The sequence below is a fragment of the Kitasatospora sp. NPDC017646 genome (assembly GCF_044329365.1).
In the GTDB taxonomy this organism is placed as follows: domain Bacteria; phylum Actinomycetota; class Actinomycetes; order Streptomycetales; family Streptomycetaceae; genus Kitasatospora.
This window is the reverse complement of the sequence record NZ_JBIRJC010000009.1, coordinates 36,583-58,458: the sequence shown is the minus strand read 5'-3', so window position 1 is coordinate 58,458 and position 21,876 is coordinate 36,583. Positions and strand designations below refer to the sequence as shown.

Sequence of the window (21,876 nt, the reverse complement as noted above, 5' to 3'; positions counted from 1 at the left end):
CGCCGGGCCTCCCGGGAGCTCCGCGAGCTCCGGGAGTTCCGCGAGCGCATGACCCGCGAGGGCCAGCAGCAACCGCGGGGCCCGCAGGAGCCGCAGGAGCCGCAGGAGCCGCAGGAGCCGCAGAAACTACAGGAGTTGTGAAGGCCGAAGGACCTCCGGCAGCGACTCTTGACGCTCACATGCCACCGCCGGAAGGATGCCCGGATCACCCACCCGGCCCGTCGCGCCGACGGGCCGCCCGACCCCGGGGACCCATCTTGGCCCTGCGCTCCCTGCTCCGCCGCGCCGCCGGACTGATCGGCGCCGCCGCCCTCACCCTGGCCGGCACCCTCACCGCCGCCGCCCCCGCCCACGCCGACTTCGGCAGCGGCTACCACGACCCGATCACCGCCACCAAGCCGCTCACCCGTCCCGGCACCCGCTCCTGCACCGTCGACGTGATGCGCGACCGCGAGTTCCGCAACGGTTACGGCAACCCGCCCGACACCCCGTACACCGCCACCCTCACCCCGCCCGCCGACTGCGCCGGCCCTTGGTCCGCCGTGGTCCTGGACCTCCACGGACAGGTCGCCGGACGGCAGTTCGACCGGATCTTCAGCGTCCGCATCGGCGGCGTCCAGGTGCTGCTGTCCTCCACCCCGGAGCCGTCCAGGGACGGCATCCAGTGGAACGTCGAACGTGACCTCACCCGCTACGCCCCGCTGTTCACGGCCGGACCGCAGCCGTTCTCCTTCGACCTCGCCAACGTCACCGACGCCACCTACACCGGCGTCTACAAGATCTCGGCGAGCCTGACCTTCTACACCGCGAACGACCGCTGGCCCGCCGCCCACGGCGCCGACCAGGTCCTCACCACCGGCCCGTTCTCGCTCACCCAGGCCGCCCCGAGCACCGGGAAGGACCTCGCCTTCCCGCCGAACCTGGAGCGACTGACCGCCGAGGTCTACGCCCGCGGCGGCGGCGCCTGCGAGGAGTTCGCGTACGCCTCCGCACCGGACGCCTTCGTCGCCGCCAACCCGTCGATGGGCGCCTGCGGCAAGGGGCCGTTCCGCGAGCTGCGGCTCACCGTGGACGGCCGGGTGGCCGGCGCGGTCTGGCCGTACCCGGTGATCTACACCGGCGGCTGGGACCCGCTGCTGTGGCGGCCGGTCCCGGGTATCTTCGCCTTCGACCTGCCCGCCTACCGCCTCGACCTCACCCCGTACGTCGGCCTGCTGCTCGACGGGCGCCCGCACAGCGTCGGCATCACGGTCAACGCGACCGAGGCGCAGAGCAATGACGTCTGGACCGGCCAGGTCAACCTGTTCGCCGACGTCGACCACGGCACCGCCCAGACCTCCGGGCAGCTCACCGACTACCGGGTCGCCCCCGAGGCTGCCGTCGCCACCGACCTCACCGACCACGGCGGCGGCAGCGGCGACTGGACCGTCACCGCAGCCCGGCACGACCTCGCCCGCGGGTGGGTGCAGACCTCGCACGGCCGGATCACCACCGAGGTCCGCGACGACCTCGCGTTCAGCTCCGCCCAGCAACTGCGCGACAGCGGCAACGACGTGACGTTGCACGACGGCACCGACCTCACCCGCACGACCGCCACCTGGGGCGGCGGACCGCACCGCACCACCACCGTGCACGAGGGCGAACCGCTCGACGTCACCTACAAGGTGACCCACGACGCGGCCGGGAACACCGACCAGAACACCGCGATGGACCTCGGCTACCACCGTGAGGCCACCACCGCGACCGGCAACCACGTCACCGAGCGCTCCACCGTCGACCACACCCTGCGACCAACCGCCCAGCGCCACGACGGCGACCGCACCGTCCGCACCGGCAGCAGCAGCGAGGACTACCGCAGCACCGGGCCGGACGGGCCGTACCACCGGACACTGAACTTCGTGGACGGGTGGCCGAAGCCGTAAGCGGTGGCCGAGGACGAAAGTCGCGCCGCGCTCGAAGCCGGAAGTGGAGCGAAAGCCGTGAGGCTCGAGCACACCGGACCGACTTGCGAAATTTGCCCGAATTCGAACCGTTAACCCCTGGTGCACACGTCACGGGAGGCGCATCATGGGAGATGGACCTGCGAGGTAGCTGAAGGCAGTTCGACCGCAGGAGGCAGTGGCGACAGGTCGAGACGGATCAGGGTCTGCCGCTGGTACTACCTCGGTCGACGATCGAACTACCGGCCGGAGGACATCACGTCCGGAGGCCACCCCAACCTCGCAGGTTCCGCGCGTCCACGGAGCGTCCCCTCGGCTCCGTGGACGCCGTCCGTCCGCGTGACCGGCCCGCACAACCGGCCCGCGCGACCGATGCCCGTGACCGCTACTGCGTCACCGGGTATCCCATCTCCCAGGCGTGCACGGCGATCCCGACCCGGTTCGACACGCCCAGCTTGCGCTGGATGCTGGCCACGTGGGTCTTCACCGTCCCCGCGGAGATGAACAGTTCGGCCGCGATGTCGGCATTGGTCCGGCCCGCCGCGACATGAGCGGCGATCTCCACTTCCCGTTCGGTCAGCGCCACCACCGGCGCGACCGACCGCGCGGGCCGGCGCGGCGCCGTCACGTGCTTCAGCAGCCGCACCGTGACCGACGGGCTGATCAGGCTCTCGCCGTCCGCCGCCGCCCGCACCGCCTCGGCCAGCAACGACGGGCCGGACCGCTTCAGCAGGAACCCGGACGCGCCGTGCTGCAACGCCGGGTAGACGTACTCGTCCAGGTCGAAGGTGGTCAGCACCACCACCCGCACCGAGCCGGACAGGCGTCTGGTCACCTCCAGCCCGTCCATCCTCGGCATCCGGATGTCCACCAGTGCGACGTCCGGCCGCAGTTCAGCCGCCAGCTCCAGCGCGGCCAGCCCGTCGACGGCCTCGCCCACCACCTCGATGTCCGGCTGCGCCTCCAGGATCCGCCGCACGCTGCGCCGCACGGCGTCCTGGTCGTCCGCGATCAACACCCGGATCGGCTCCGGACACCCACCGTTCGCACTCGTCACGCCCGGCAGTCTGCCGCACCACCCGGCGGGCGGGAAAGTTCACGCGGCCGGTCCGGCGCGGTTCACCTCCGCCCGGTGAGGCTGCCGCCATGAACGCTTCCAGTGGACTTCCCCCTGCCGGCCCCCTCGCCAGTCCCCTCGCCGGTCCCCCGGCCAGTCACCCCGCCGGTTCCTCCGCCAGGTCCTCCGTCAGCCGGCGCGGTCTCCTGGCCGGGGCCCTGAGCCTCGGCGGCGCCGTCTCCCTCTCCGGCGTCGCGGCCACCCCCGCCGTCGCCTCCCCGCCGCTGTGGGAGCGGCCGAACCGCACCGGCGCCCCGCGGGTCGGCGGACTACACCTGCAGTTCGGCTCGGACGCCTCGCGCGAGGTCGTGGTCTCCTGGCACACCACCGCCTCCGTCTCCAACCCGCGCGTGAGCTACGGGACCTCGCACGGCGGCTTCGGAAGGACCGAGCAGGCCGAAAGCCGCACCTACCGGGACGCCGGCTCCGGCACCGAGGTGCAGGTGCACCACGCCCGGATCACCGGCCTGCGACCCGACACGGACTACGTCTACGCCGCCGCCCACGACGGCGCGACCCCCGAGCTCGGCACCGTCCGCACCGCCCCGCGCGGCCGGGCCGCCTTCACCTTCACCAGCTTCGGCGACCAGGGCACCCCCACCCTCGGCAAGCAGACCACCGGCGGCTACGCCAACGACAACCTCGGCAGCCCCGCCGCGGGCGACACCACCGCCGGAGTCGAACGGATCGCCCCGCTGTTCCACCTCCTCAACGGCGACCTCTGCTACGCCAACCTCTCCACCGACCGGGTCCGCACCTGGTCCGACTGGTTCGAGTCACCCGTCCACGCGGCACCCGCGGCGGAGGCCCGGGGCGCTGACCCGCGCCCGCGCCCGCGTCCGGGGCAGCCGACGTGCACCCCCGGCCGGCGTGTCTAGGGGCGCGTCCACCCGCCGTGGGCGAGGAGTCCGATGGGGCCCGCCGCGAGCAGCGCGGCAACCACCGTTCCCACCGCCCCGCGGTTCCGCCGGCCCGTGAGCAGCAGCATGACGCCGGACGGGAAGGCGAAGACGAGCACCGGCAGGGGGATCAGGAGGTACGGGATCGAGCGCAGGGCCTCGATCGCGAACCGCAGCCGCCCGACGCCGAGGCAGGCGCGCCGGAACACCGGCTCGCGCGGTACGGCCAGGGGCAGCACGGCCGTCCTGAGGAACCCGCCGAACAGGACCCAGCACCACCCGGTCTCCCCTCGCCCGGCAACGGCCCACGGCACCCGCGCGGCACCGGCCAGCGTTCCGCCCATTCGGGCGGAAGCCCGGGATGCAGGTCGTCGCTACCGCCCTGGCAGGGTGCAGCACACCTGCCAGCCCGACGGGCCGAGCGGGCCCGAGGTCAGGGTGCCGCCGTGGGCGGTGGCACGGGCGGCCAGCCCGGCCAGGCCGGTACCGCCCGCGCCGGGTCGGCGGCGCAGCCGGGGCCTGCGGGCGGCCGGCCCGCCGGTGTCGCCGACGGTCACCCGTACCCCGCGGCCGTCCGGCTCGGGGGCCACCCGGACCGTCACCTCCGTGGCCTGCGGGGCGTGACGACGGACGTTGGTCAGTGCCTCCAGGACGACGGCGTACGCGGTGGCCTGGGCCTCGGCGGCGAGCAGTCCGACCGCCTCCGGGGCGAGGTCGACGGTGGCGCGCGGGCCACCCTTCGTGCCGAAGCGGGCCACCAGCTCCGGCAGGTCGGCCAGGCCGAGGCGGCGGGTGGTTCCGGCCGCCCCCTGGTCCTCCCGCAGCGCGCCGACCATCTCGTCCATCGAGTCGAGCGCGCGCAGCCCCGCCTCCTCCAGCCGGCGCAGCAGCGCGGCGGTCTCCTCCGCGTCCTGCCCCGGGAGCTGGCCGGCCTGGACCTCCAGCACGATGCCGGTGATCTCGTGGGCGACGAAGTCGTGCAGTCCGCGGGCGACTTCGAGCCGCTGCTCGCGCCTGGCCCGGGCGACGGCCCGTTCCCGACGGGCGTCGAGGACGCGCAGGTACAGGCTCGCCCCGGCGACCCCGAGCACCGGCAGCAGGCAGAACAGCACGCCGCCCACCGGCCCGGCCGCGCCGCCCTGGGGCGTCCGGAGGGCGAACCGCAGCGGCAGCACCACCGCCGCTAGGGCGACCAGTCCACCGATCGGCCCGACCCAGCGGTCGGGCAGCCTGCGGACGGCCCGGAACAGGACGCCGAGCAACCCGAGCCATTCGAACGGCGCCCAGAACGCGGGCAGCCGGTAGGGCCCCGGGTAGCACAGGTCGACCAACAGCGAGGCTCCGGCGACCGCGCCGGCCGCGGTCGTGAGCGTGACCCTGCCGAGCGGCCAGGGCAGCAGGGACACCACGGCGGCGATCGCGGCCGTCAGGGCGAGCAGCAGGGCCGCGGCGTGGTCCCCCGGGTGCGCGAGCGCGACGGGCGCGAGTGGCAGGAGGGTGGCGGTGACGGCGGGCCAACGCCGGGATCGGGACCGGTCCGGGCGGGTCATGGGGTCGGTACGCACACCGCCGAGCCTACGGGCAGCTCTCCCGGGGGAGGCGGGGCTCCTCCCCGCGAAGGAGTCAACTTCCCTCCTCAGCGGGAGGTTCGCCCGGCCCGCTCGAGCCAGACTCGATGCCGTCGGAACGAGCCCCGCACCGGAGGACGAACCTTCATGAACCGTCGCCTCGCCGTCGCCGCGACCGTACTCTGCCTGTTGGCGGCGACGGCGGCCACCGCAGCCCCGGCCTCCGCCGCCGAGCCGGCCCCTTCAGGGCGACCGGTCGCTGCCGCCGACGCGTCGGTGAGCCTGCGCGGAACCGGGGACACCATCCTCGACTCCAGGTTCGGCACCTTCGCGGGCGACCCGGTCCGGCTCACGATCGACGCCCGCGCCGACCCCCTCAAGCCCTCGGAGACCACCCGCGGCCACTTCCACGTCCGCCACGTGCACACCGACGGCCGGCTGGTCGCCGACTTCGAGGGCGACATCACCTGCCTGGCCGTCGGCGGCCGGGAGGCCGTCGCCACCGGTGTGGTCACCGAGGGCGAGGCGCCGTGGTTCCCGGGCAAGCCGGTGGTCGGCCAGAAGGTGGCGCTCTCGGTGGAGGACCACGGCCGCCACGGGGACCGGGTCGGCTGGGTCTGGGGCTTCTTCGGCGAACCGGTCTCGGACTGCCAGGGCACGGTACCGTTCATCCGCACGACCGGTGACGACTTCACCGTGCGCGGCTGACCACCGCCTGACCAGGGCTTTCCGGAGCCCGGCCGGCCGGAGCGTCACCACCCGCCCGATCACCCGGCCCCTGGAGGCCCCGATGCTCCCCGACCGCCCGACCACCCCCGGGCCGACCGAAGCCGGCGCGGGGTCCAACGACCGCACAGGGGAGGGCCGTTGAACCCCGCGTCCACACCGCCGCCGACCCCATCGCCCCAGCGCCCCGACTACGCCCGACTCGCCGCCATCGGCCCGTACTTCGCCCTCGACACCTCGGCCACCGGCACCCCGCCACCCGACTACCGCCCGCTGCCCGAGCTGTACGGCACCGGCCCGGACGCTCCGCTCGCGGCCCGGATCCGGGTGGTGGCGCAGCGCCTGGGCACCGCCGAACTGCGGGTCGCCGCCTCGGTCCTGCACCTCGGACTGGCCGCCCGCTTCTGGTCGGTGGGCCTCGGGTCGGCCGTCCTGCTGGGGACGGTCCCGACGCTGGAGCACGCCTGGGCGCGGATCCCGGACCAGGGGCCGATCGACCTCTGGACGCCGCCGGAGCCCGTCCGCCCCGACTCCGCAGGGCTCGTCGATCGGCTCCACCAGGCCGTCCTGGTCGGCCGGTTGGAGCCCCTGGCCGCAGCGGTGCGCGCCGCCGTGCCGCTCTCGGCGCGCCTGCTGCGCGGCAACGCCGCCTCCGCGCTGGCCGGCACGCTCCGGGTGCTGGAAGCTCACGCACCGGGTCGGGTCCTGGAGTTGGTCGCACAACTCCTGGACCGTCCGCCGCTGGCGGGCTCCGGCTCCCTGCTCACCGGCCCGCACGGGGCGGTGTTCCGGCGGACGAGCTGTTGCCTCTACTACCGGATCGGCCCGGGCGCGGGGCTCTGCGGCGACTGCTGCTTCACCCGGCCCCCGGCCCGGCCGCGGCGGAACGACTAGCAGATCCGGAGAACCACAGGATCCCCGGCCCCGACCCGCAACCCCGGCACGAACAGCGAACGGGCCCGCGCCCGGCTTGTCCAAGGCCGGGCGCGGGCCGCCGATCCCCACCCGACGCGATGCCCGTGGCGCCGGGTGAAGCCTTCGAGGTCCTGCGGTCGGACGGTCCTCAGACCGCGACCGCCTCCTCCATCTCCTCCTCGGGGTCCGCCGGCGCCTCCACCGGACGGCGCCCGCGGCCCTCGTACACCGCCGCCGCCACCAGGGCCGCTCCGCCCAGCAGCAGCCAGACCGCCAGGGTCAGCACGTGACCGCCGAGGCCGGCACCCCCGTCGAAGTACATGATGCTGCGCGCGCCCTCCAGATAGCCGGCGCCGGTCCAGAAGCCGTGCAGGGCCCCGAAGAAGCCGTTCTGCAGCTCGGGCCGGTAGATGCCGCCGGAGGAGGTGAAGTTGAGCATCACGAACAGCACCATCAGCGCGAGCGTGGTCCACTTCTTCAGGAAGCTGTGCAGGCCGATGCCGATCAGGACGATGCCCGCGGAGTAGAGCCAACCGAGCGCCCAGATCGCGGCGTAGTCGTGGTCGACGACGTGGAAGACCGGCCCGGCGGTGACGATCCCGATCACGCTGACCACCAGGGAGACCGCCACGCCGACCAGCGCCCGGATCCGCAGGCTCAGCCCGGCACCGGCGGCGCCGATCGCCGCGACGCTGGCGTAGGAGCCGATGCTCAGCGCGACCAGCAGGAAGAACAGGCCCTGGCCGGTCGGGTCGCCCTCGGCAAGGATGGTGAGGTCGGTGACGTGCAGCGGGACGCCCTGCTTGTCGGTGACGTTGGTGAACACCGCCGTGGCGGCCACCACCGAGGTGTCCGAGTTCCCCTTGGCCACGATCAGCTCGGGGCTCCTCGCGTCGGGCACGAAGGCGCCGACCAGGTCGCGGTCGCGCAGCTGCTGCTCGGCGGCGGCGCGGTCGCCGACGGTGCGGACGTCCAGCGCGTCGCCGGCCTTGCCCTGGATCGCCTGGGCCAGGCCGTGCGCCTGGGGTCCGGATCCGACCACGGCGACCTTGAGGTGATGGGGCTCCGGCTGGTGGAAGGCGCCCTGGTAGGCGAGGGCCATGCCGAGGCACATCAGCAGCGGGGTGAGCAGGTGGACGGCGAGGTGCTTGAGCGAGTGCCCCAGGGTGGGCGCTGCGGCGGTGGTCTGGGGTGTGCTCATGGCGTTCGTACCGTCCTCCGGCAATCTCTTCCGATCAAGGTGGCAAATACAACCAATGCGGGTGATAAATGCAACCATCTATGGATGTAGCTTACAACCATCTGCCGTCGATCGGAACGCGGGCCCGCTCCTCGGGTGTCCGGCGCCCGCCGGACCTCCGGCGCCGGCGGGGACCACCGCTCAGCCCAGCTCGAACACGCCGTACGAGAAGCCGTCCGCCCGCAGCTCGCCGTCCACCACCCGCACGCCCTGCACCTCCAGCGGCCGCACCCTACGACCGCCGAGACTGCCGAGACCGCCGGGACCGTCCTCCACCCGGACCGCCCCGGGCTCCCGGCGCGGGTTCACCGCCACCAGGTACCGCCCGGACCGGATGTACACCAGCGGGTACCCGACGTGCCGCACCTCCACCCCGCCGGACGTCCCCAGCCCCGGATGGGCGCGGCGCAGCGCGATCAGCCGCCGGACGGTGTGCAGCAGGGACGTCGGGTCCGCACGCTGGGAGAGCACGTCCGGGCGCCGCGGGTCCGGATCCAGCGGCAGGTAGAACCGGTCCGGCGCCGCGGCGGAGAACCCGGCCGAGGCGCCCGGCGTCCACTGCATCGGGGTCCGGGAGCCCGCCCGGTTGTAGCGCGGTCCTAGCACGCTTCCCTCGACGTCCGGCAGCCCGGGCAGGTAGCGCATGCCGATCTCGTCGCCGTAGTACACGGCGGGCAGGGTCGGCCAGGTGAGAAGGAAGGCGAAGGCGGGGGCGAGTTGCTCGCCGGAGCGGGGACCGGTGGCGAGCCGGGAGAAGTCGTGGTTGGCGGTGGGCAGGACGATGTGCCCGTTGCCCTCGGTGAGTTCGGCGGCGGAGCGCCAGGCGTCCAGGAAGGTCTGCGGGGTGCCGCGCCCCTCGACCTCGAAGTAGCACGGGCCCTGCTGCCAGAACTCCTCCACCGTGCCGCCGCCGTTGTTCCACAGGGAGCGCAGCGCAAGGCCGTGGTCGTCCCCGCCGAAGTGCAGGAAGAAGTCGGCGTGGAACCCGGCCGCGACGGAGGCGGCCGGCTCGCCCCACTCGGCGAGCAGCGCCGCCTCCGGGTGGGCGCGGTCCAGCCAGTCGCGCAGTTCGGTCCAGAGTTTGGCGGTCTCGACCCGGCCCGGGTCGTCCTTGACCAGCGAGTACGCCATGTCCACCCGGAAGCCGGCCACGCCGAGGCCCAGCCAGTGCGCCATGATCCCGCGCAGCGCCGCCCGGTTGGCGCGCGGGCCCTCGGCATCCACCGGCTGGCGCCAGGGCTCCTCGGAACTTCCGCTTGCATAGCCGAAGTTGAGGGCTGGCTGACAGTCGAAGAAGTTCGGCCGGTACCAGCCCGAGCGGCTCCCGGGCGAGGCGACGAAGCCGTCCACCTGCCGGTCGGACCAGATGTAGCGGTGGTCGGCCGGGTCCTCGGCGGAGGCCAGGAACCAGGGGTGGCGGTCGGAGGTGTGCCCGGCGACCAGGTCGAGCAGGATCCGGATGCCCTTGCGCCGGGCGGCCTCGACCAGCGCGACCAGGTCCTCGGTGCGGCCGTAGCGCGGGGCGGGAGTGAGGTAGTCGGTGACGTCGTATCCGGCGTCGCGGAAGGGCGAGGCGAAGCAGGGGTTGAGCCAGACGGTGTCCACGCCGAGCCAGGAGAGGTGGTCGAGGTGCTCGTTGATGCCGGCGAAGTCGCCGATGCCGTCGCCGTCGGAGTCCGCGAAGCTCTGCGGGTAGATCTGGTAAAGGACGGCGTCGGCCAGCCAGTCGGGGCCGGGGCGGGTCGAGGTCATGGGGTGGATCCTCCTACCGGGGCCGGGGGCCGCGCGGGCCGAGAGCCGAGGGACCGGGCTCAGCCTGGCTGAGCCGGATTGTGCCGGACTGAGCGGGACTGAGCGGGGCGCCAACGATTCTCGCCCAATCGGGGCCTTCCCGACAGCCCTCCTCACACCTTCACGGAACGACTCCTGTCGCCGCGCTCACCCACCACCCCGTCCCGCTACGCCCCCGCCGCGCAGGCCCGGGTGAACGCCCGGGCCCGCCGGGTGATCTCCGCCCAGTCCCCCGCCTCGACCGCCGCCGGTGGCACCACGTCCGTCCCCGCGCACACCGCGAGCGCCCCCTGCGCCAGGAACTCGGCCGCGTTGCCCGCGTTCACCCCGCCGGAGGCCACCAGCGGCACGTCCGGGTAGGGGCCGCGCAGGTCCTTGAAGTAGCCGGGGCCGAACGACCGCGCCGGGAAGATCTTGACGGCCGCGGCGCCCAGGTCGACCGCCCTGGCCACCTCGGTCGGCGTGAGCGCCCCCAGCACCACCGGCACCCCACGGGCCCGCCCGGCCTCGGCGACCTCGGGCCGGCAGCCGGGGGTGACCAGGAAGGACGCGCCGGCGTCGATCCCCCGCTCGGCCTGCTCGGCGCTGAGCACCGTTCCGACCCCGACCCGCCAGCCGGCCCGGGACGCCAGTGCGAGATGATCCGTCACATCCGCTGTGGTGTAGGTGAATTCGGTGAAACCGATGCCACCCTCGGCGAGTGCGGCGCACAGCGCGGCGGCGTCCGGGATCCTGGGCGCGCGGACCACCGCGATCACCGGGTCGTCCCGCAGCTCGGAAAGATCGTTCATCGGGCCACAGTCCCTCGGTCGGTGCGACGCAGGGCACGTCCGGGCCGCGCGCCGGTGGTGCGGCCCTGCCGGACGACGGCGGTGCCGTTGACGTACACGTACTCGATCCCCTCGGCGGGCAGCCGGGGTTGGGCGAAGGTGGCGGCGTCCCGGACCCGTTCGGGATCGAGGAGCACCACGTCGGCGTGGAAGCCGGGAGCGATCCGGCCGCGCCGGTCCAGTCCCAGCCGGGCGGCGGGCCGACCGGTCATCCGGGCGACCGTCTCCTCCAGGGGGAGCACGCCCAACTCCCGGCTGTAGTGGCCGAGGTAGCGCGCGAAGGTACCCCAGGCCCGCGGATGCGGCCGGGCGCCGACCAGCAGCCCGTCGCTGCCGACGGTGTGCGCCGGGTGGCGCATGACCGCCCGGACGTTCTCCTCGTGCCCGACGTGCTGGAGGACGGTGGTGCCCAGCTCGTCCTGGCGCAGCAGGTCGAGGAAGGCCTCCGTCCCTCCGCGCCCCTGCTCGGCCGCGAGTTCGGCGACGGTCCGGCCGACCGCCCAGGCGAGCCGCTCCGAGCGGACACCGGAGATCTGGATCGTCGTCCAGTCGGCGACCACGCCGTGGCAGCCGTCGCTGCCCCGCTCCTCCATCGCGGACCGGATCCGCTCGCGGTCCGCCGGGTCGGCGAGCCGGGCCAGGGTCGGGCCCGGCCCGCCCTCGGTGGCCCAACTCGGCAGCAGTGCGGCCAGGGTGGTGGAACCCGGCAGGTAGGGGTAGCTGTCCAGGGTGAGGTCGATGCCGTCGGCGAGCGCCCGGTCGACCAGCTCCAGCAGTTCTCCGGCCCGGCCCCGGTTGACGCCGAAGTTCATCGTGGCGTGAGTCAGGTGCAGCGCGCAGCCGGACCGCCGGGCGATCTCCACCATCTCCGCGTAGCCCTCCAACGCCCCTCTCCCGTAGGAGCGTTGGTGCGGCGCGTGGAAACCTCCGTGGGCCGCGACCACGGTGCACAGCGCGACCAGCTCGTCGGTCTCCGCGTACATCCCGGGGGTGTAGCTGAGGCCGCTGGACATGCCGACCGCGCCGTCCAGCAGGCACTGCGCCAACACCTGCCGCATCCGGTCGAGTTCGGCCGGGGTGGGCGCGCGGTTCTGCCAGCCCATGGCGAGCATCCGCAGCGAGCCGTGCGGGACCAGGTAGCAGGCGTTGACGGCGGGCCGGGCGCGGTCGATCCGGTCCAGATAGCCGGCGACGTCGCGCCAGTCCCAGTCGAAGTCCGCCGGATCGCCGTTCCAGCCCGCCAGTTGGCGGCGCAGTGCGGGCAGGGTGGTTTCGTCCACCGGGGCGTAGGACAGGCCGTCCTGGCCGAGGACCTCGCAGATGACGCCCTGGGTGACCTTGGCCGGGTGCTGGGGTTCGAGCAGCAGGGCGAGGTCGGAGTGGGCGTGCATGTCGATGAAGCCGGGGGCGAGCACCAGCCCGTCGGCGTCCACCGTCGACGATCCGTCCAGGCCGGGACCGCCCTCGCCGATCCCGACGATCTCGGTGATCAGCCCGTCGGCGATCCGTACGTGGGCGCGGTAGCGCTCGGCGCCGGTTCCGTCGACGACCGTCGCTCCCTTGAAGACGGTCGCCTCCTTGGAGACCTCGGCTCTCTCCGCCTCCGCCATCAGAAGAACGTCCTCACCAACCCGGTGACCTTCGGCTCGGCCGCGTCCGCCGAATCCAGCACCGGGATGGCCGTCCACTTGTCGAAGGCCGTGCACGGGTGCGAGACGCCGAGCCGCAGCACCGCGCCGATGGGGGCGAGGTCCCCCGCGTCACGGAGGAAGGCGTGCTGGTCGTTGAGTGCGGTGATCCGCGCCGCCGAACGCGTCAACTCCGCTCCCCCGCGCACTCGTTGCGGCTCGGGCAGGCCGTCGTCGAAGGGCAGGTCACGCTTGCCCGCGTCCAGCAGCGCCAGTTGCGGCTCCGGCCGGGATGCCACCCGGGCCCAGCCGTGCAGCGCGCCGCGGAACGGGGTGTCGCCGCCACCCCGGGCCAGCGGCGAGATGCCCCGGTAGAAGCCGTCGTCGTGGGCGATGTACGCGCCCGAGCGCAGCACGACGAGGGCCTCCGGCAGGGCGGCCAACTCCTCGACCACCAGATCGAAGTAGGCACTGCCACCGGCCGAGACGACCGGCGCCACACCGCCCGGGTAGGCCCCGGCGAGACGGCCGTGCAGCTCGCCGAGCGCCTTCAGGTAGCCGCGTACGGTGGCCAGTCCCTCGGCCGTGGCATCGTGCGCCAGGGCGCCCTCGTAGCCGCCGACGCCGGCCAGCCGCAGGGTGGGGGCGCGCAGCACGGCGGCGGCGACCTCGACGGCCGCGTCCACGCCGCGCGCGCCGGTCCGCCCGCCCGGGCCGCCGAGTTCGACCAGCACCTCGACCGGCCGTTCGGCCCCGGCGGCGCGCAGCGCCTCGTCCATCAGCCGTACGCCCTCGGCGGAGTCGGTCCAGCAGAGGAAGGCGAAACCGGGATCGGCGGCCAGTTCGGCGGCGATCCAGGCGAGTCCTGCCGGGTCGAGCAGGGTGTTGGCGAGCAGGATCCGCTGGACGCCGAAGGCGCGGGCGACCCGCACCTGGGGCAGGTTGGCGAGGGTGATGCCGTGGCTACCGGCGGCGAGTTGGGCCTGCCAGAGCTCGGGCGCCATGGTGGTCTTGCCGTGCGGGGCGAGGGCGACGCCCGCCTTGGCGCACCAGTCGGCCATGGTGCGGATGTTGTGGTCGAGCGCGGCGCCGTCCAGGGTGAGCAGCGGAGTACCGAGCGAGGAGAGGGTGGGCCCGGTGGCGAGCCAGTCGCGGACGGTGTGCCCCCAACTCTCCGGCGGGGCGGCCTTGAACCGCCAGTCGAGGGTCTCCTCGGCCAGGGCCGCCACCGCCCCTTCGGCGATCCCCGGGCCGTCCGCACTGATCGCGAAAGCACTGCCGCCCACCGGGCCGCCGCCTGCGAAGGTCTGCTCCACCGTCTTCCTCCATTCGCCAGATTGCAACATGCGCAACGAGGGTTGCACATGCTGGCAGCACGGTTCTAGCATCGGCGCCGGATCACGGTCAACGGAAGCGACTGCCACGAGGAGCCCAGCAGATGCCGCGACAGGACACTCCGGGGCCCGACCGCCCCGGTCCTCCCCCGACGGCCGTGTGCGTGGGCGAGTCGATGGCCGTCCTGCTGCCCGACCGCCCGGGCCCGCTGGAGTCCGTGGAGAACTTCCGGCTGTCGGTCGGCGGCGCGGAGTCCAACGTGGCCGGGACGCTGGCCGCCCTCGGCGTGCCGACCGCCTGGATCAGCCGGGTCGGTGACGACGGCTTCGGCCGCCGACTGCTCGCCGAGGTCGCCGCCCGCGGCGTGGACGTCTCCGGCGTCACCGTCGACCCGCACCGCCCGACCGGCCTCTACCTCAAGGAGGTCGGCGGCACCACCGGCCACCGGCACGACCTCGGCCCCGGCCGCAGCCGCCTGCACTACCACCGGCGCGGCTCCGCGGCCGCCGCGCTCTCCCCCGCCCTGCTCGCCGATCCGGCCGCCGCCGCCCTGCTGACCGGCGCCCGCCTGCTGCACCTGTCCGGCATCACCGCCGCACTCTCCAACGACTGCCTGGCCCTGCTGCGCGCCCTGCTCACCGACCGCCGCCCGGACCGGCTGGTCAGCTTCGACCTCAACTGGCGCCCCGCGCTCTGGCAGGACCGCGATCCGGCCGTGTTGCCCCCGCTGCTGGACGCCGCCGACCTGCTGCTGCTCGGCGCCGACGAGGCCCAGGCCGCCTTCGGCACCGACGAGCCCGCCGCGCTGCGCCGCCGCTTCCCCTCGCCCCCCACCGTGGTGGTCAAGGACGCCGCCCGGGTGGTCACCGCACTGGAGCGGGACGGCACCGCGGTCGCCGAGCCGGCCCTGGCCGTGGAGGTGGTGGAGGCCACCGGCGCGGGCGACGCCTTCGCCGCCGGGTACCTGGCCGGCACCGTCCGCGGCCTGGACCAGCGCAGACGCCTGCGGCTCGGCCACCTGGGCGCGGCCTGCGCGCTGACCGCCCACGGCGACCAGGCCGAGCTGCCGCCCGCCCCGGTGGTGGCCGCGCTGCTCGACGCCTCCCCGGCCGACTGGGCCGCCACCCGGGTCACCACCGAGGGCATCACCTCCCCGGCCCTGCCCGCCGGCCGGGCCCGCCTCACGGCGCAGGCCGGACACCGGCCCGGGACGGCGGCCGATCGGGCCCGGGCACGATGAGCACGAACCGCTGCGACCCGACCGGAGCCCGAGCCCGATGAGCCAGACCGTCACCCGCGCCCTGCGCATCCTCGCCCAGCTGGGCGAGGGCGAGCGCTCCCTCGACCAGCTGGCCGAGGTCCTCGGCGTTCACAAGACGACCGTGCTCCGGCTGCTCCAGAGCCTGGAGGAGGAACGGTTCGTCTACCGCGACGCGGCCTACCGCTACCACCTCGGTGCGGGCCTGTTCGCCCTCTCCGGCCTCGCCCTGGAGCAGCGCGGCATCCGCCGGATCGCCGCCCCGCACCTCGCCGAGCTGAACTCCGCCACCGGCCAGACCGTGCACCTCGCGGCCTACGAGGGCGGCGAGGTGGTCTACATCGACAAGTTCGACTCCCGCCACCCGGTCAGGATGTACTCGCGGATCGGCCTGCGCGCCGCCCTGCACAGCGCCGCCGTCTCCAAGGTGCTGCTGGCCGACCTCCCGTTGCCCGAGCGCCGCCGGGTGGTGACCGGGATCGACTTCACCCCCCACACCGAGCGCACCCTCACCACGCCCGAGGCGCTGCTCGCCGAGTTGGAGAAGGTCGCCGCCCAGGGGTGGGCGCAGGACCACGCCGAGCACGAGGCCTTCATCAACTGCGTCGCCGCCCCGATCCGGGACGCCAGCGGACGGGTCGTCGCCGCCGCCTCCATCTCCGTCCCCGACGTCGTCCTCCCGTACGAGCAGGTGCTGGACCTCCTCCCCCAGCTGCTCGCCACCGCCCGCGCGGTCTCGGCCGACTGCGGCCTCCCCGACGCTAACTGACACACCGTCACCGATCCGCAAGGAGCCCCATGCCCCCCGCGCCCTCCGACAAGGCCGAGATCCGCACCGACGGCGCCCCCGCCCCCGCCTGGATGTTCTCCCAGGGCGTCCGCAAGGGCCCCATCCTCCAAGTCTCCGGCCAGGGCCCGCAGGACCCGGCGACCGGCGAGTACCTCCACCACGGCGACGTGAAGGCCCAGACCCGCCGCACCCTGGAGAACGTCAAGGCCATCGTCGAGGCCGGCGGCGCCACCATCGAGGACGTGGTGATGTTCCGCGTCTACCTCACCAAGCGCGCCGACTTCCCGCTGATGAACGAGGTCTACGCCGAGTTCATCGAGGAGAACATCGAGCCGGGCGGCGTGAAACCCTGCCGCACCACCGTCTTCGTCGAACTCCCCCAGGAGCCCATGCTGGTGGAGATCGACGCCCAGGCCGTCGTCGCCTGATCCGCCACCAGCGCCCGAGGGCCCGGCGCCACCACGGCGCCCGGGCCCTCGCGCTTGCCACGACCCCAGCGGGATATTAGGTTAGGCTCACCTAAGCATCGGGAGGTTGGTCCATGAACTCGTCCGACGCCGAAGTGCCCGAGCCCACCACCGCCGACCGGGTCCACAACCTGCTCAGCGCGACCTCCTCACTCACCGTCCGCGCCCTCGGCGAGCACCACGACCTGGACACCCCGGTCTCGGTACACGGTCCCCGGCTGCGTCTGCGCGCCCCGATGGACGCCCCGCTCACCGCGGCCGCCGCCGGCACCACCGACGGGCTGGCCGTCGTGCTCGACGTCACCGACGTCTCCCCCGCCGCCGTCCGCGACCGCGTCCGCGCCCGACTGACCCTGGCCGGCCGGCTGCACCTGGCCCACCTCGCCGACGACGGCCCGAGCGTCCACCTGCGGGTGGACGTCGGCCACGCCGTCCTCGCCACCCCGTACGGCACCGACGCGCTCACCGCCGCCGACCTCGCCCTCGCCACCCCGGACCCGCTGGCCCGCCACGAGGCCGCGCTGCTCACCCACCTGGCCGACGACCACGCCGACGCCCTCGACCTGCTCGCCGGCCTGCTCGACCCGGCCCTGCTCACCCACCACCCGGCCGTCCGCCCGCTCGCCCTTGACCGCCACGGCCTGGTGCTGCGCCTGGACCACTCGCACGGCCACCGCGACGTCCGCCTGGTCTTCCCCGAACCCGCCCGCGACACCGAGGACTTCGGCCACCGGATGCACGAGCTGCTCACCGCCGCCCAGCACGGCCTGCCGGTCCACCGGGGCCGGGGCGTCCGGCGGATCCTGCCCTAGCGGCGTACGAGGCCCGCCCCGGTCACGCTCCGCCGCGTCCTCCGGCACGGTCCGCCCCATCCGCACGTACAGCTCCGGCCGCCGGCGTCGCGGCACCGGCGCCGTCACCACCCCGCCGACCCACCACCCGGTAGAAGCGCATCCCATCGCACCGAACAGTCGAGTTGACGCCATGTTCGAAGCGCCGCACGCCGCGCCGGACCGGAGAACGACGAGGGCCGGCCCGGCTCCAGGGGATGTCCCGTGAAGCCGGGCCGGCCGTGGGCGTGTCCCGCGCCCGTGTCCACTGTCGCGGCGATCATCCGGTCGAGCGGTCACCCGACATGACCATCCCGGAGGATCGATTCGCCCCACGACAGCGGTGGTTCCTGGAACCCCGGTGGGTCAGAGCGCGACGCCGTGCGCCCGCAGGTAGCTGACCGGGTTGATGTCCGAGCCGTAGTTCGGACCGGTGCGCACCTCGAAGTGCAGGTGCGGGCCGGTCACGTTGCCGGTGGCGCCGGAGAGGCCGAGCTGCTTGCCGGCGGTGACGCTCTGGCCGACCTTCACTCCGATCACGGACAGGTGCGCGTACTGCGCGTACTTGCCGTCCGCCAGCTTGATCTCGACCTGGTTGCCGTAGGCACCGCCCTTGCCGGCCTGCACCACGACGCCGTTGGCGACCGCGCGCACCGGGGTGCCGGTGGAGCAGATGAAGTCCTGGCCGGTGTGGTGCCCGGAGGCCCACATCGAACCGGCCACACCGTAGGCCTCGCCCAGCACCGGCTTGGCCAGCGGAGCGACGTAGCCGGCGGCGGCGGGAGCGGCGGTGACGACCTTGGCGACCGGTGCGGCGGCGGCCTGACCACTCATCGCGGTCACCAGCGGCAGGACGAAGGAGGCGCCGGCAACGGCGGTGGCGATGCCGGTGCGGGCGGCACGGGGCAGGGCGACACGGGGCAGGACGAAACGACGAGCCTGTGCAGGCATGGGATTTCCTCTCCGACGCCTGCGAGGTGAGCTGTCGGGTTCGGGCTGGAGTTGCCCGGCCGCATGCGCGGCTTCACCCCTAGCCGGTCCTGGACGTCCGCGCCCTGAAAAGCGCGAACTCCGGTCCGGCGACTTACCTGTGGGTCCCCCGCTCCTGCCGTACAGAGTTCAGTGCGAGCCACCGGGCAGCGGCAGGACTCGGCGTTCCACCCGGCGGATCCGTCCGGGCTGGCCGGTCGGTCGCTGAACTAAAACTCATCCGTTCGGGCTAAGCAATGTCGATCTCTTGAACGAGCAACCGTGTCTCCCGGCGCGGTGACCCTTCGAATGATCCGCTGTACAGTACGTGCACAATCCATTCACTCGCCGCCACTGATCCACGACCCTGCGCCGACCACCGCACCCCAGTGCGACGGTCCGCCCACGCACCGTTGCCGACCGACACACCGCCCAGTGACCCTTGTCACGTACGCCCCACCGGGCGCAGGATCGGCCCGTGGCCACCTCTGAAGCCGGCTCCCTGCGCCTGAGCACCGCACAGGGACGCTGGGTACTGCTCGCGACGGTGCTCGGCTCCAGCATGGCGATGCTCGACGGCACCGTGGTGAACGTCGCCCTGCCCCGGATCGGCACCGACCTCGGCGCCTCCCTCGCCTCCCTGCAATGGACCCTGAACGCCTATCTGCTCACCCTGGCGGGCCTGATCCTGCTCGGCGGCGCTCTCGGCGACCGCTACGGGCGGCGCAAGGTCTTCCTGATCGGCGTGGTCTGGTTCGCCGCCGCCTCCGCGGCCTGCGCCGCCGCCCCGACCATCCACGTACTGATCGCCGCCCGCGCCGTCCAGGGCATCGGCGGCGCGCTGCTCACCCCGGGCTCGCTCGCCATGCTGCAGGCCGTCTTCCACCCGGACGACCGCTCGGCCGCGGTCGGCCTGTGGTCCGGTCTGGGCGGGGTGTCGGCGGCCGTCGGCCCCTTCCTCGGCGGCTGGCTGGTGGACGGGCCCGGCTGGCGCTGGATCTTCCTGCTGAACCTGCCGCTGGCCGCCGCGGTGATCGCCGTCACCTCCCGATACGTCCCGGAGAGCCGGGACGAGTCCGCCGTCGGCCGCTTCGACGTGCCCGGCGCCCTGCTGGCCGCGCTCGCCCTCGGCGCGATCACCTACGCGCTCACCGCCGCCGGGGAGGGCCTGTCCCCCGCCGTCTGGGTCAGCGGCGCGCTCGGCCTGCTGCTCGCCGCCGCCTTCGTGGCCGTCGAGCGGCGGGCGCCCGATCCGATGCTGCCGCTCGGGCTGTTCTCCTCCCGACTGTTCACCGCCGTGAACCTGGTCACGCTGTGCGTCTACGCGGCGTTCAGCGGGGTGTTCTTCCTGCTGGTGGTGCAGTTGCAGATCGTCTCCGGCTTCTCGCCGCTGCTCTCCGGCTTCGCCCTGGTGCCGATCACGCTGCTGATGCTGACCCTGTCCGCGCGCGCCGGGCGCCTGGGCAAGCGGATCGGCCCGCGCGTCCCGCTCACCGTCGGCCCGCTGCTGTGCGCCGCCGGGGTGCTGCTGATGCTGCGCATCGGCCCCGGCTCCTCCTACTGGGTGGACGTACTGCCCGCGGTCGCGGTGATGGGCTCTGGGATGACGCTGCTGGTCGCGCCGCTGACCGCGACCGTGCTGGCCGCCGTCGAGGTGCGGCACGCGGGCATCGCGAGCGGTGTCAACAACGCCGCCGCCCGGGCGGCCGGCCTGCTCGCGGTGGCCGCCCTACCGGCGATGGCCGGGCTGAGCGGCGACGCCTACCGGGTGCCGTCCTCGGTGGACTCCGCCTTCCACACCGCGATGCTGATCTGTGCCGGCCTGCTGGTCTGCGGCGGACTGATCGCCTCCGTCACCGTCCGGGGCAACGTGCTCGCCCCCGAGGAGCAGCCGGTGGCCGAGCCGAGCTGCGACTGGCCGTGCTCCACCACCACCCCGCCGTTCGACCCCGGGCACTCCCGCACGCCGGAGGGCCCCGCCACCGGAACGGCGGCTGGGCCCTCGTCGGAGAACTGAGGCTCCGTCAGGAGACGGCCGTACTAGAGGATGTCGGCCGGCGCGTACTTGGCCGCCTCGGGGTAGGCCGCCGCGACGGCCTCCACCTGACGGACGATCTCGGCGACCTGCGCCCCGGCCGCACCGGTGAAGGACAGCTTGTCGGCCAGCAGCGCGTCCAGCGCGGCCCGGTCCAGCGGGATCCGCTCGTCCGCGGCAAGGCGGTCCAGCAGCTCGTTCTCCCGGGCACCCGCGCGCATCGCCAGCGCGGAGGCGACGGCGTGCTCCTTGATGACCTCGTGGCCGGTCTCCCGGCCGACGCCCGCGCGCACCGCACCCATCAGCACCTTGGTGGTGGCCAGGAACGGCAGGTAGCGGTCCAGCTCGGCCTCGATCACGGCCGGGAAGGCGCCGAACTCGTCCAGGACGGTCAGGAAGGTCTCCAGCAGGCCGTCGAAGGCGAAGAAGGCGTCCGGCAGTGCGACCCGGCGCACCACCGAGCAGGAGACGTCACCCTCGTTCCACTGGTCGCCGGCCAGCTCGCCGGTCATCGAGGCGTAACCGCGCAGGATGACGGCCAGGCCGTTGACGCGCTCGCAGGAGCGGGTGTTCATCTTGTGCGGCATCGCGGAGGAGCCGACCTGGCCCTCCTTGAAGCCCTCCGTCACCAGCTCGTGGCCGGCCATCAGGCGGATGGTCTTGGCCAGGCTGGACGGCGCGGCGGCCAGCTGGACGAGGGCGGTGAGCACCTCGAAGTCCAGCGAGCGCGGGTAGACCTGACCGACGCTGGTCAGAACGTTGTCGAAGCCGAGGTGCGCGGCGACCCGGCGCTCCAGCTCGGCCAGCTTCTCGGTGTCGCCGCCGAGCAGGTCCAGCATGTCCTGCGCGGTGCCGACCGGGCCCTTGATCCCGCGCAGCGGGTAGCGCGCGATCAGCTCCTCCAGGCGGCGGAAGGCCACCAGCAGCTCGTCGGTGATCGACGCGAAGCGCTTGCCCAGGGTGGTGGCCTGCGCGGCCACGTTGTGCGAGCGGCCGGCCATGACCAGCTCGGAGTGCTGGGCGGACAGGCTGGCGAGGCGCACCAGGACGGCGACCGTACGGTCCCGGACGTGCTCCAGGGACTGGCGGATCTGCAGCTGCTCGACGTTCTCGGTCAGATCCCGGGAGGTCATGCCCTTGTGGATCTGCTCGTGGCCGGCGAGTTCGCTGAACTCCTCGATCCGGGCCTTCACATCGTGGCGGGTGATCCGCTCACGGGCGGCGATCGAGCCGAGGTCGACCTGGTCGATCACCCGCTCGTAGTCGGCGACGGCGGTCGCGGGCACCTCGACACCGAGGTCCTGCTGGGCCTTCAGGACGGCGAGCCACAGGTGGCGCTCGAGGACCACCTTGTGCTCGGGGGACCACAGCTGGGCCAGGGTCGCCGAGGCGTACCGGGAGGCCAGGACATTGGGGATCTGGGGCTTCGCGCTCACGCTTCGCAAGCCTAACAGCCGAGGTCACGCCGAACGTCGGCGGATGGGGTAGGCTGAGCCGTTTCGACGCAGACCTGAATACACTCTACAAACTCCTCGCCG

The 21,876-nt window shown here is 73.7% G+C and carries 18 protein-coding genes, 1 pseudogene and 1 riboswitch; of the genes and pseudogenes, 9 read left to right on the top strand and 10 right to left on the bottom strand.

What is annotated here, in order from left to right; all coding sequences use genetic code 11:
* The first annotated feature begins 257 nt into the window (after positions 1-257).
* Complete coding sequence (locus ACH4J0_RS16405; RefSeq protein ID WP_396240566.1) at positions 258-1,922, top strand: peptide-N4-asparagine amidase; 1,665 nt, start codon at positions 258-260, stop codon at positions 1,920-1,922.
* A 403-nt stretch (positions 1,923-2,325) separates the two neighbouring features.
* On the opposite strand, the gene ACH4J0_RS16400 is transcribed toward ACH4J0_RS16405, so the two are convergent.
* Complete coding sequence (locus ACH4J0_RS16400; RefSeq protein ID WP_396240564.1) at positions 2,326-2,997, bottom strand: response regulator; 672 nt, start codon at positions 2,995-2,997, stop codon at positions 2,326-2,328.
* An 89-nt stretch (positions 2,998-3,086) separates the two neighbouring features.
* Between ACH4J0_RS16400 and ACH4J0_RS16395 the strand changes: the two genes are divergently transcribed.
* Positions 3,087-3,935 carry a fibronectin type III domain-containing protein gene (locus tag ACH4J0_RS16395; protein ID WP_396240562.1) on the top strand — a complete coding sequence of 283 codons (849 nt, stop codon included), beginning with the start codon at positions 3,087-3,089 and terminating at the stop codon, positions 3,933-3,935.
* Here the strand turns inward: ACH4J0_RS16395 and ACH4J0_RS16390 are convergent.
* Entirely contained in the window at positions 3,932-4,195 is a 264-nt protein-coding gene (locus tag ACH4J0_RS16390; RefSeq protein ID WP_396240560.1) for a hypothetical protein, read from the bottom strand. The genes ACH4J0_RS16395 and ACH4J0_RS16390 overlap by 4 nt on opposite strands.
* Before the next feature lie 135 nt (positions 4,196-4,330).
* Complete coding sequence (locus ACH4J0_RS16385; RefSeq protein ID WP_396240558.1) at positions 4,331-5,521, bottom strand: sensor histidine kinase; 1,191 nt, start codon at positions 5,519-5,521, stop codon at positions 4,331-4,333.
* Between the two features lie 150 nt (positions 5,522-5,671).
* Between ACH4J0_RS16385 and ACH4J0_RS16380 the strand changes: the two genes are divergently transcribed.
* Entirely contained in the window at positions 5,672-6,232 is a 561-nt protein-coding gene (locus ACH4J0_RS16380) for a hypothetical protein (protein ID WP_396240556.1), read from the top strand.
* A gap of 159 nt (positions 6,233-6,391) precedes the next feature.
* Positions 6,392-7,144: a (2Fe-2S)-binding protein gene (locus ACH4J0_RS16375; RefSeq protein ID WP_396240554.1), complete on the top strand. Its 753-nt coding sequence runs from the start codon at positions 6,392-6,394 to the stop codon at positions 7,142-7,144.
* 169 nt (positions 7,145-7,313) lie between these two features.
* Here the strand turns inward: ACH4J0_RS16375 and ACH4J0_RS16370 are convergent, their stop codons facing one another.
* The 5 genes from ACH4J0_RS16370 to ACH4J0_RS16350 form a co-directional block, all read right to left on the bottom strand.
* Positions 7,314-8,366, bottom strand: coding sequence for a hypothetical protein (locus tag ACH4J0_RS16370; protein WP_396240552.1), 1,053 nt, complete (start codon positions 8,364-8,366; stop codon positions 7,314-7,316).
* Positions 8,367-8,546: 180 nt separating this feature from the next.
* Positions 8,547-10,157, bottom strand: coding sequence for an alpha-amylase family glycosyl hydrolase (locus ACH4J0_RS16365; protein ID WP_396240550.1), 1,611 nt, complete (start codon positions 10,155-10,157; stop codon positions 8,547-8,549).
* Between the two features lie 206 nt (positions 10,158-10,363).
* Positions 10,364-10,987 (bottom strand): bifunctional 4-hydroxy-2-oxoglutarate aldolase/2-dehydro-3-deoxy-phosphogluconate aldolase, encoded by a 624-nt coding sequence (locus tag ACH4J0_RS16360; protein ID WP_396240548.1) that lies wholly within the window; start codon positions 10,985-10,987, stop codon positions 10,364-10,366.
* Positions 10,984-12,636, bottom strand: a complete 1,653-nt coding sequence (locus ACH4J0_RS16355) for an amidohydrolase family protein (protein WP_396240546.1) — start codon at positions 12,634-12,636, stop codon at positions 10,984-10,986. The genes ACH4J0_RS16360 and ACH4J0_RS16355 overlap by 4 nt, the downstream gene beginning before the upstream one ends.
* Positions 12,636-13,970, bottom strand: coding sequence for an alanine racemase (locus tag ACH4J0_RS16350; RefSeq protein ID WP_396240544.1), 1,335 nt, complete (start codon positions 13,968-13,970; stop codon positions 12,636-12,638). Before ACH4J0_RS16350 ends, ACH4J0_RS16355 begins: the two co-directional genes overlap by 1 nt.
* Before the next feature lie 122 nt (positions 13,971-14,092).
* Between ACH4J0_RS16350 and ACH4J0_RS16345 the strand changes: the two genes are divergently transcribed.
* From ACH4J0_RS16345 to ACH4J0_RS16330, 4 genes are all read left to right on the top strand, one after another.
* Entirely contained in the window at positions 14,093-15,229 is a 1,137-nt protein-coding gene (locus tag ACH4J0_RS16345) for a sugar kinase (protein ID WP_396240542.1), read from the top strand.
* A gap of 37 nt (positions 15,230-15,266) precedes the next feature.
* Positions 15,267-16,016 (top strand): IclR family transcriptional regulator, encoded by a 750-nt coding sequence (locus ACH4J0_RS16340; RefSeq protein WP_396240540.1) that lies wholly within the window; start codon positions 15,267-15,269, stop codon positions 16,014-16,016.
* Positions 16,017-16,045: 29 nt separating this feature from the next.
* Positions 16,046-16,465 carry a RidA family protein gene (locus ACH4J0_RS16335; protein WP_396240537.1) on the top strand — a complete coding sequence of 140 codons (420 nt, stop codon included), beginning with the start codon at positions 16,046-16,048 and terminating at the stop codon, positions 16,463-16,465.
* Positions 16,466-16,578: 113 nt separating this feature from the next.
* Positions 16,579-17,316 (top strand): DUF2470 domain-containing protein, encoded by a 738-nt coding sequence (locus ACH4J0_RS16330; protein WP_396240534.1) that lies wholly within the window; start codon positions 16,579-16,581, stop codon positions 17,314-17,316.
* Between the two features lie 384 nt (positions 17,317-17,700).
* Here the strand turns inward: ACH4J0_RS16330 and ACH4J0_RS16325 are convergent.
* Positions 17,701-18,066, bottom strand: a pseudogene (locus tag ACH4J0_RS16325) (M23 family metallopeptidase); the annotation flags it as partial.
* 220 nt (positions 18,067-18,286) lie between these two features.
* Positions 18,287-18,469: riboswitch (cyclic di-AMP (ydaO/yuaA leader) on the bottom strand.
* 312 nt (positions 18,470-18,781) lie between these two features.
* Here ACH4J0_RS16325 and ACH4J0_RS16320 point away from each other — a divergent pair.
* Positions 18,782-20,320 (top strand): MFS transporter, encoded by a 1,539-nt coding sequence (locus ACH4J0_RS16320; protein ID WP_396240532.1) that lies wholly within the window; start codon positions 18,782-18,784, stop codon positions 20,318-20,320.
* 23 nt (positions 20,321-20,343) lie between these two features.
* Here the strand turns inward: ACH4J0_RS16320 and purB are convergent, their stop codons facing one another.
* Positions 20,344-21,774, bottom strand: a complete 1,431-nt coding sequence (gene purB / locus ACH4J0_RS16315; RefSeq protein WP_396240530.1) for an adenylosuccinate lyase — start codon at positions 21,772-21,774, stop codon at positions 20,344-20,346.
* Positions 21,775-21,876 lie beyond the last annotated feature (102 nt).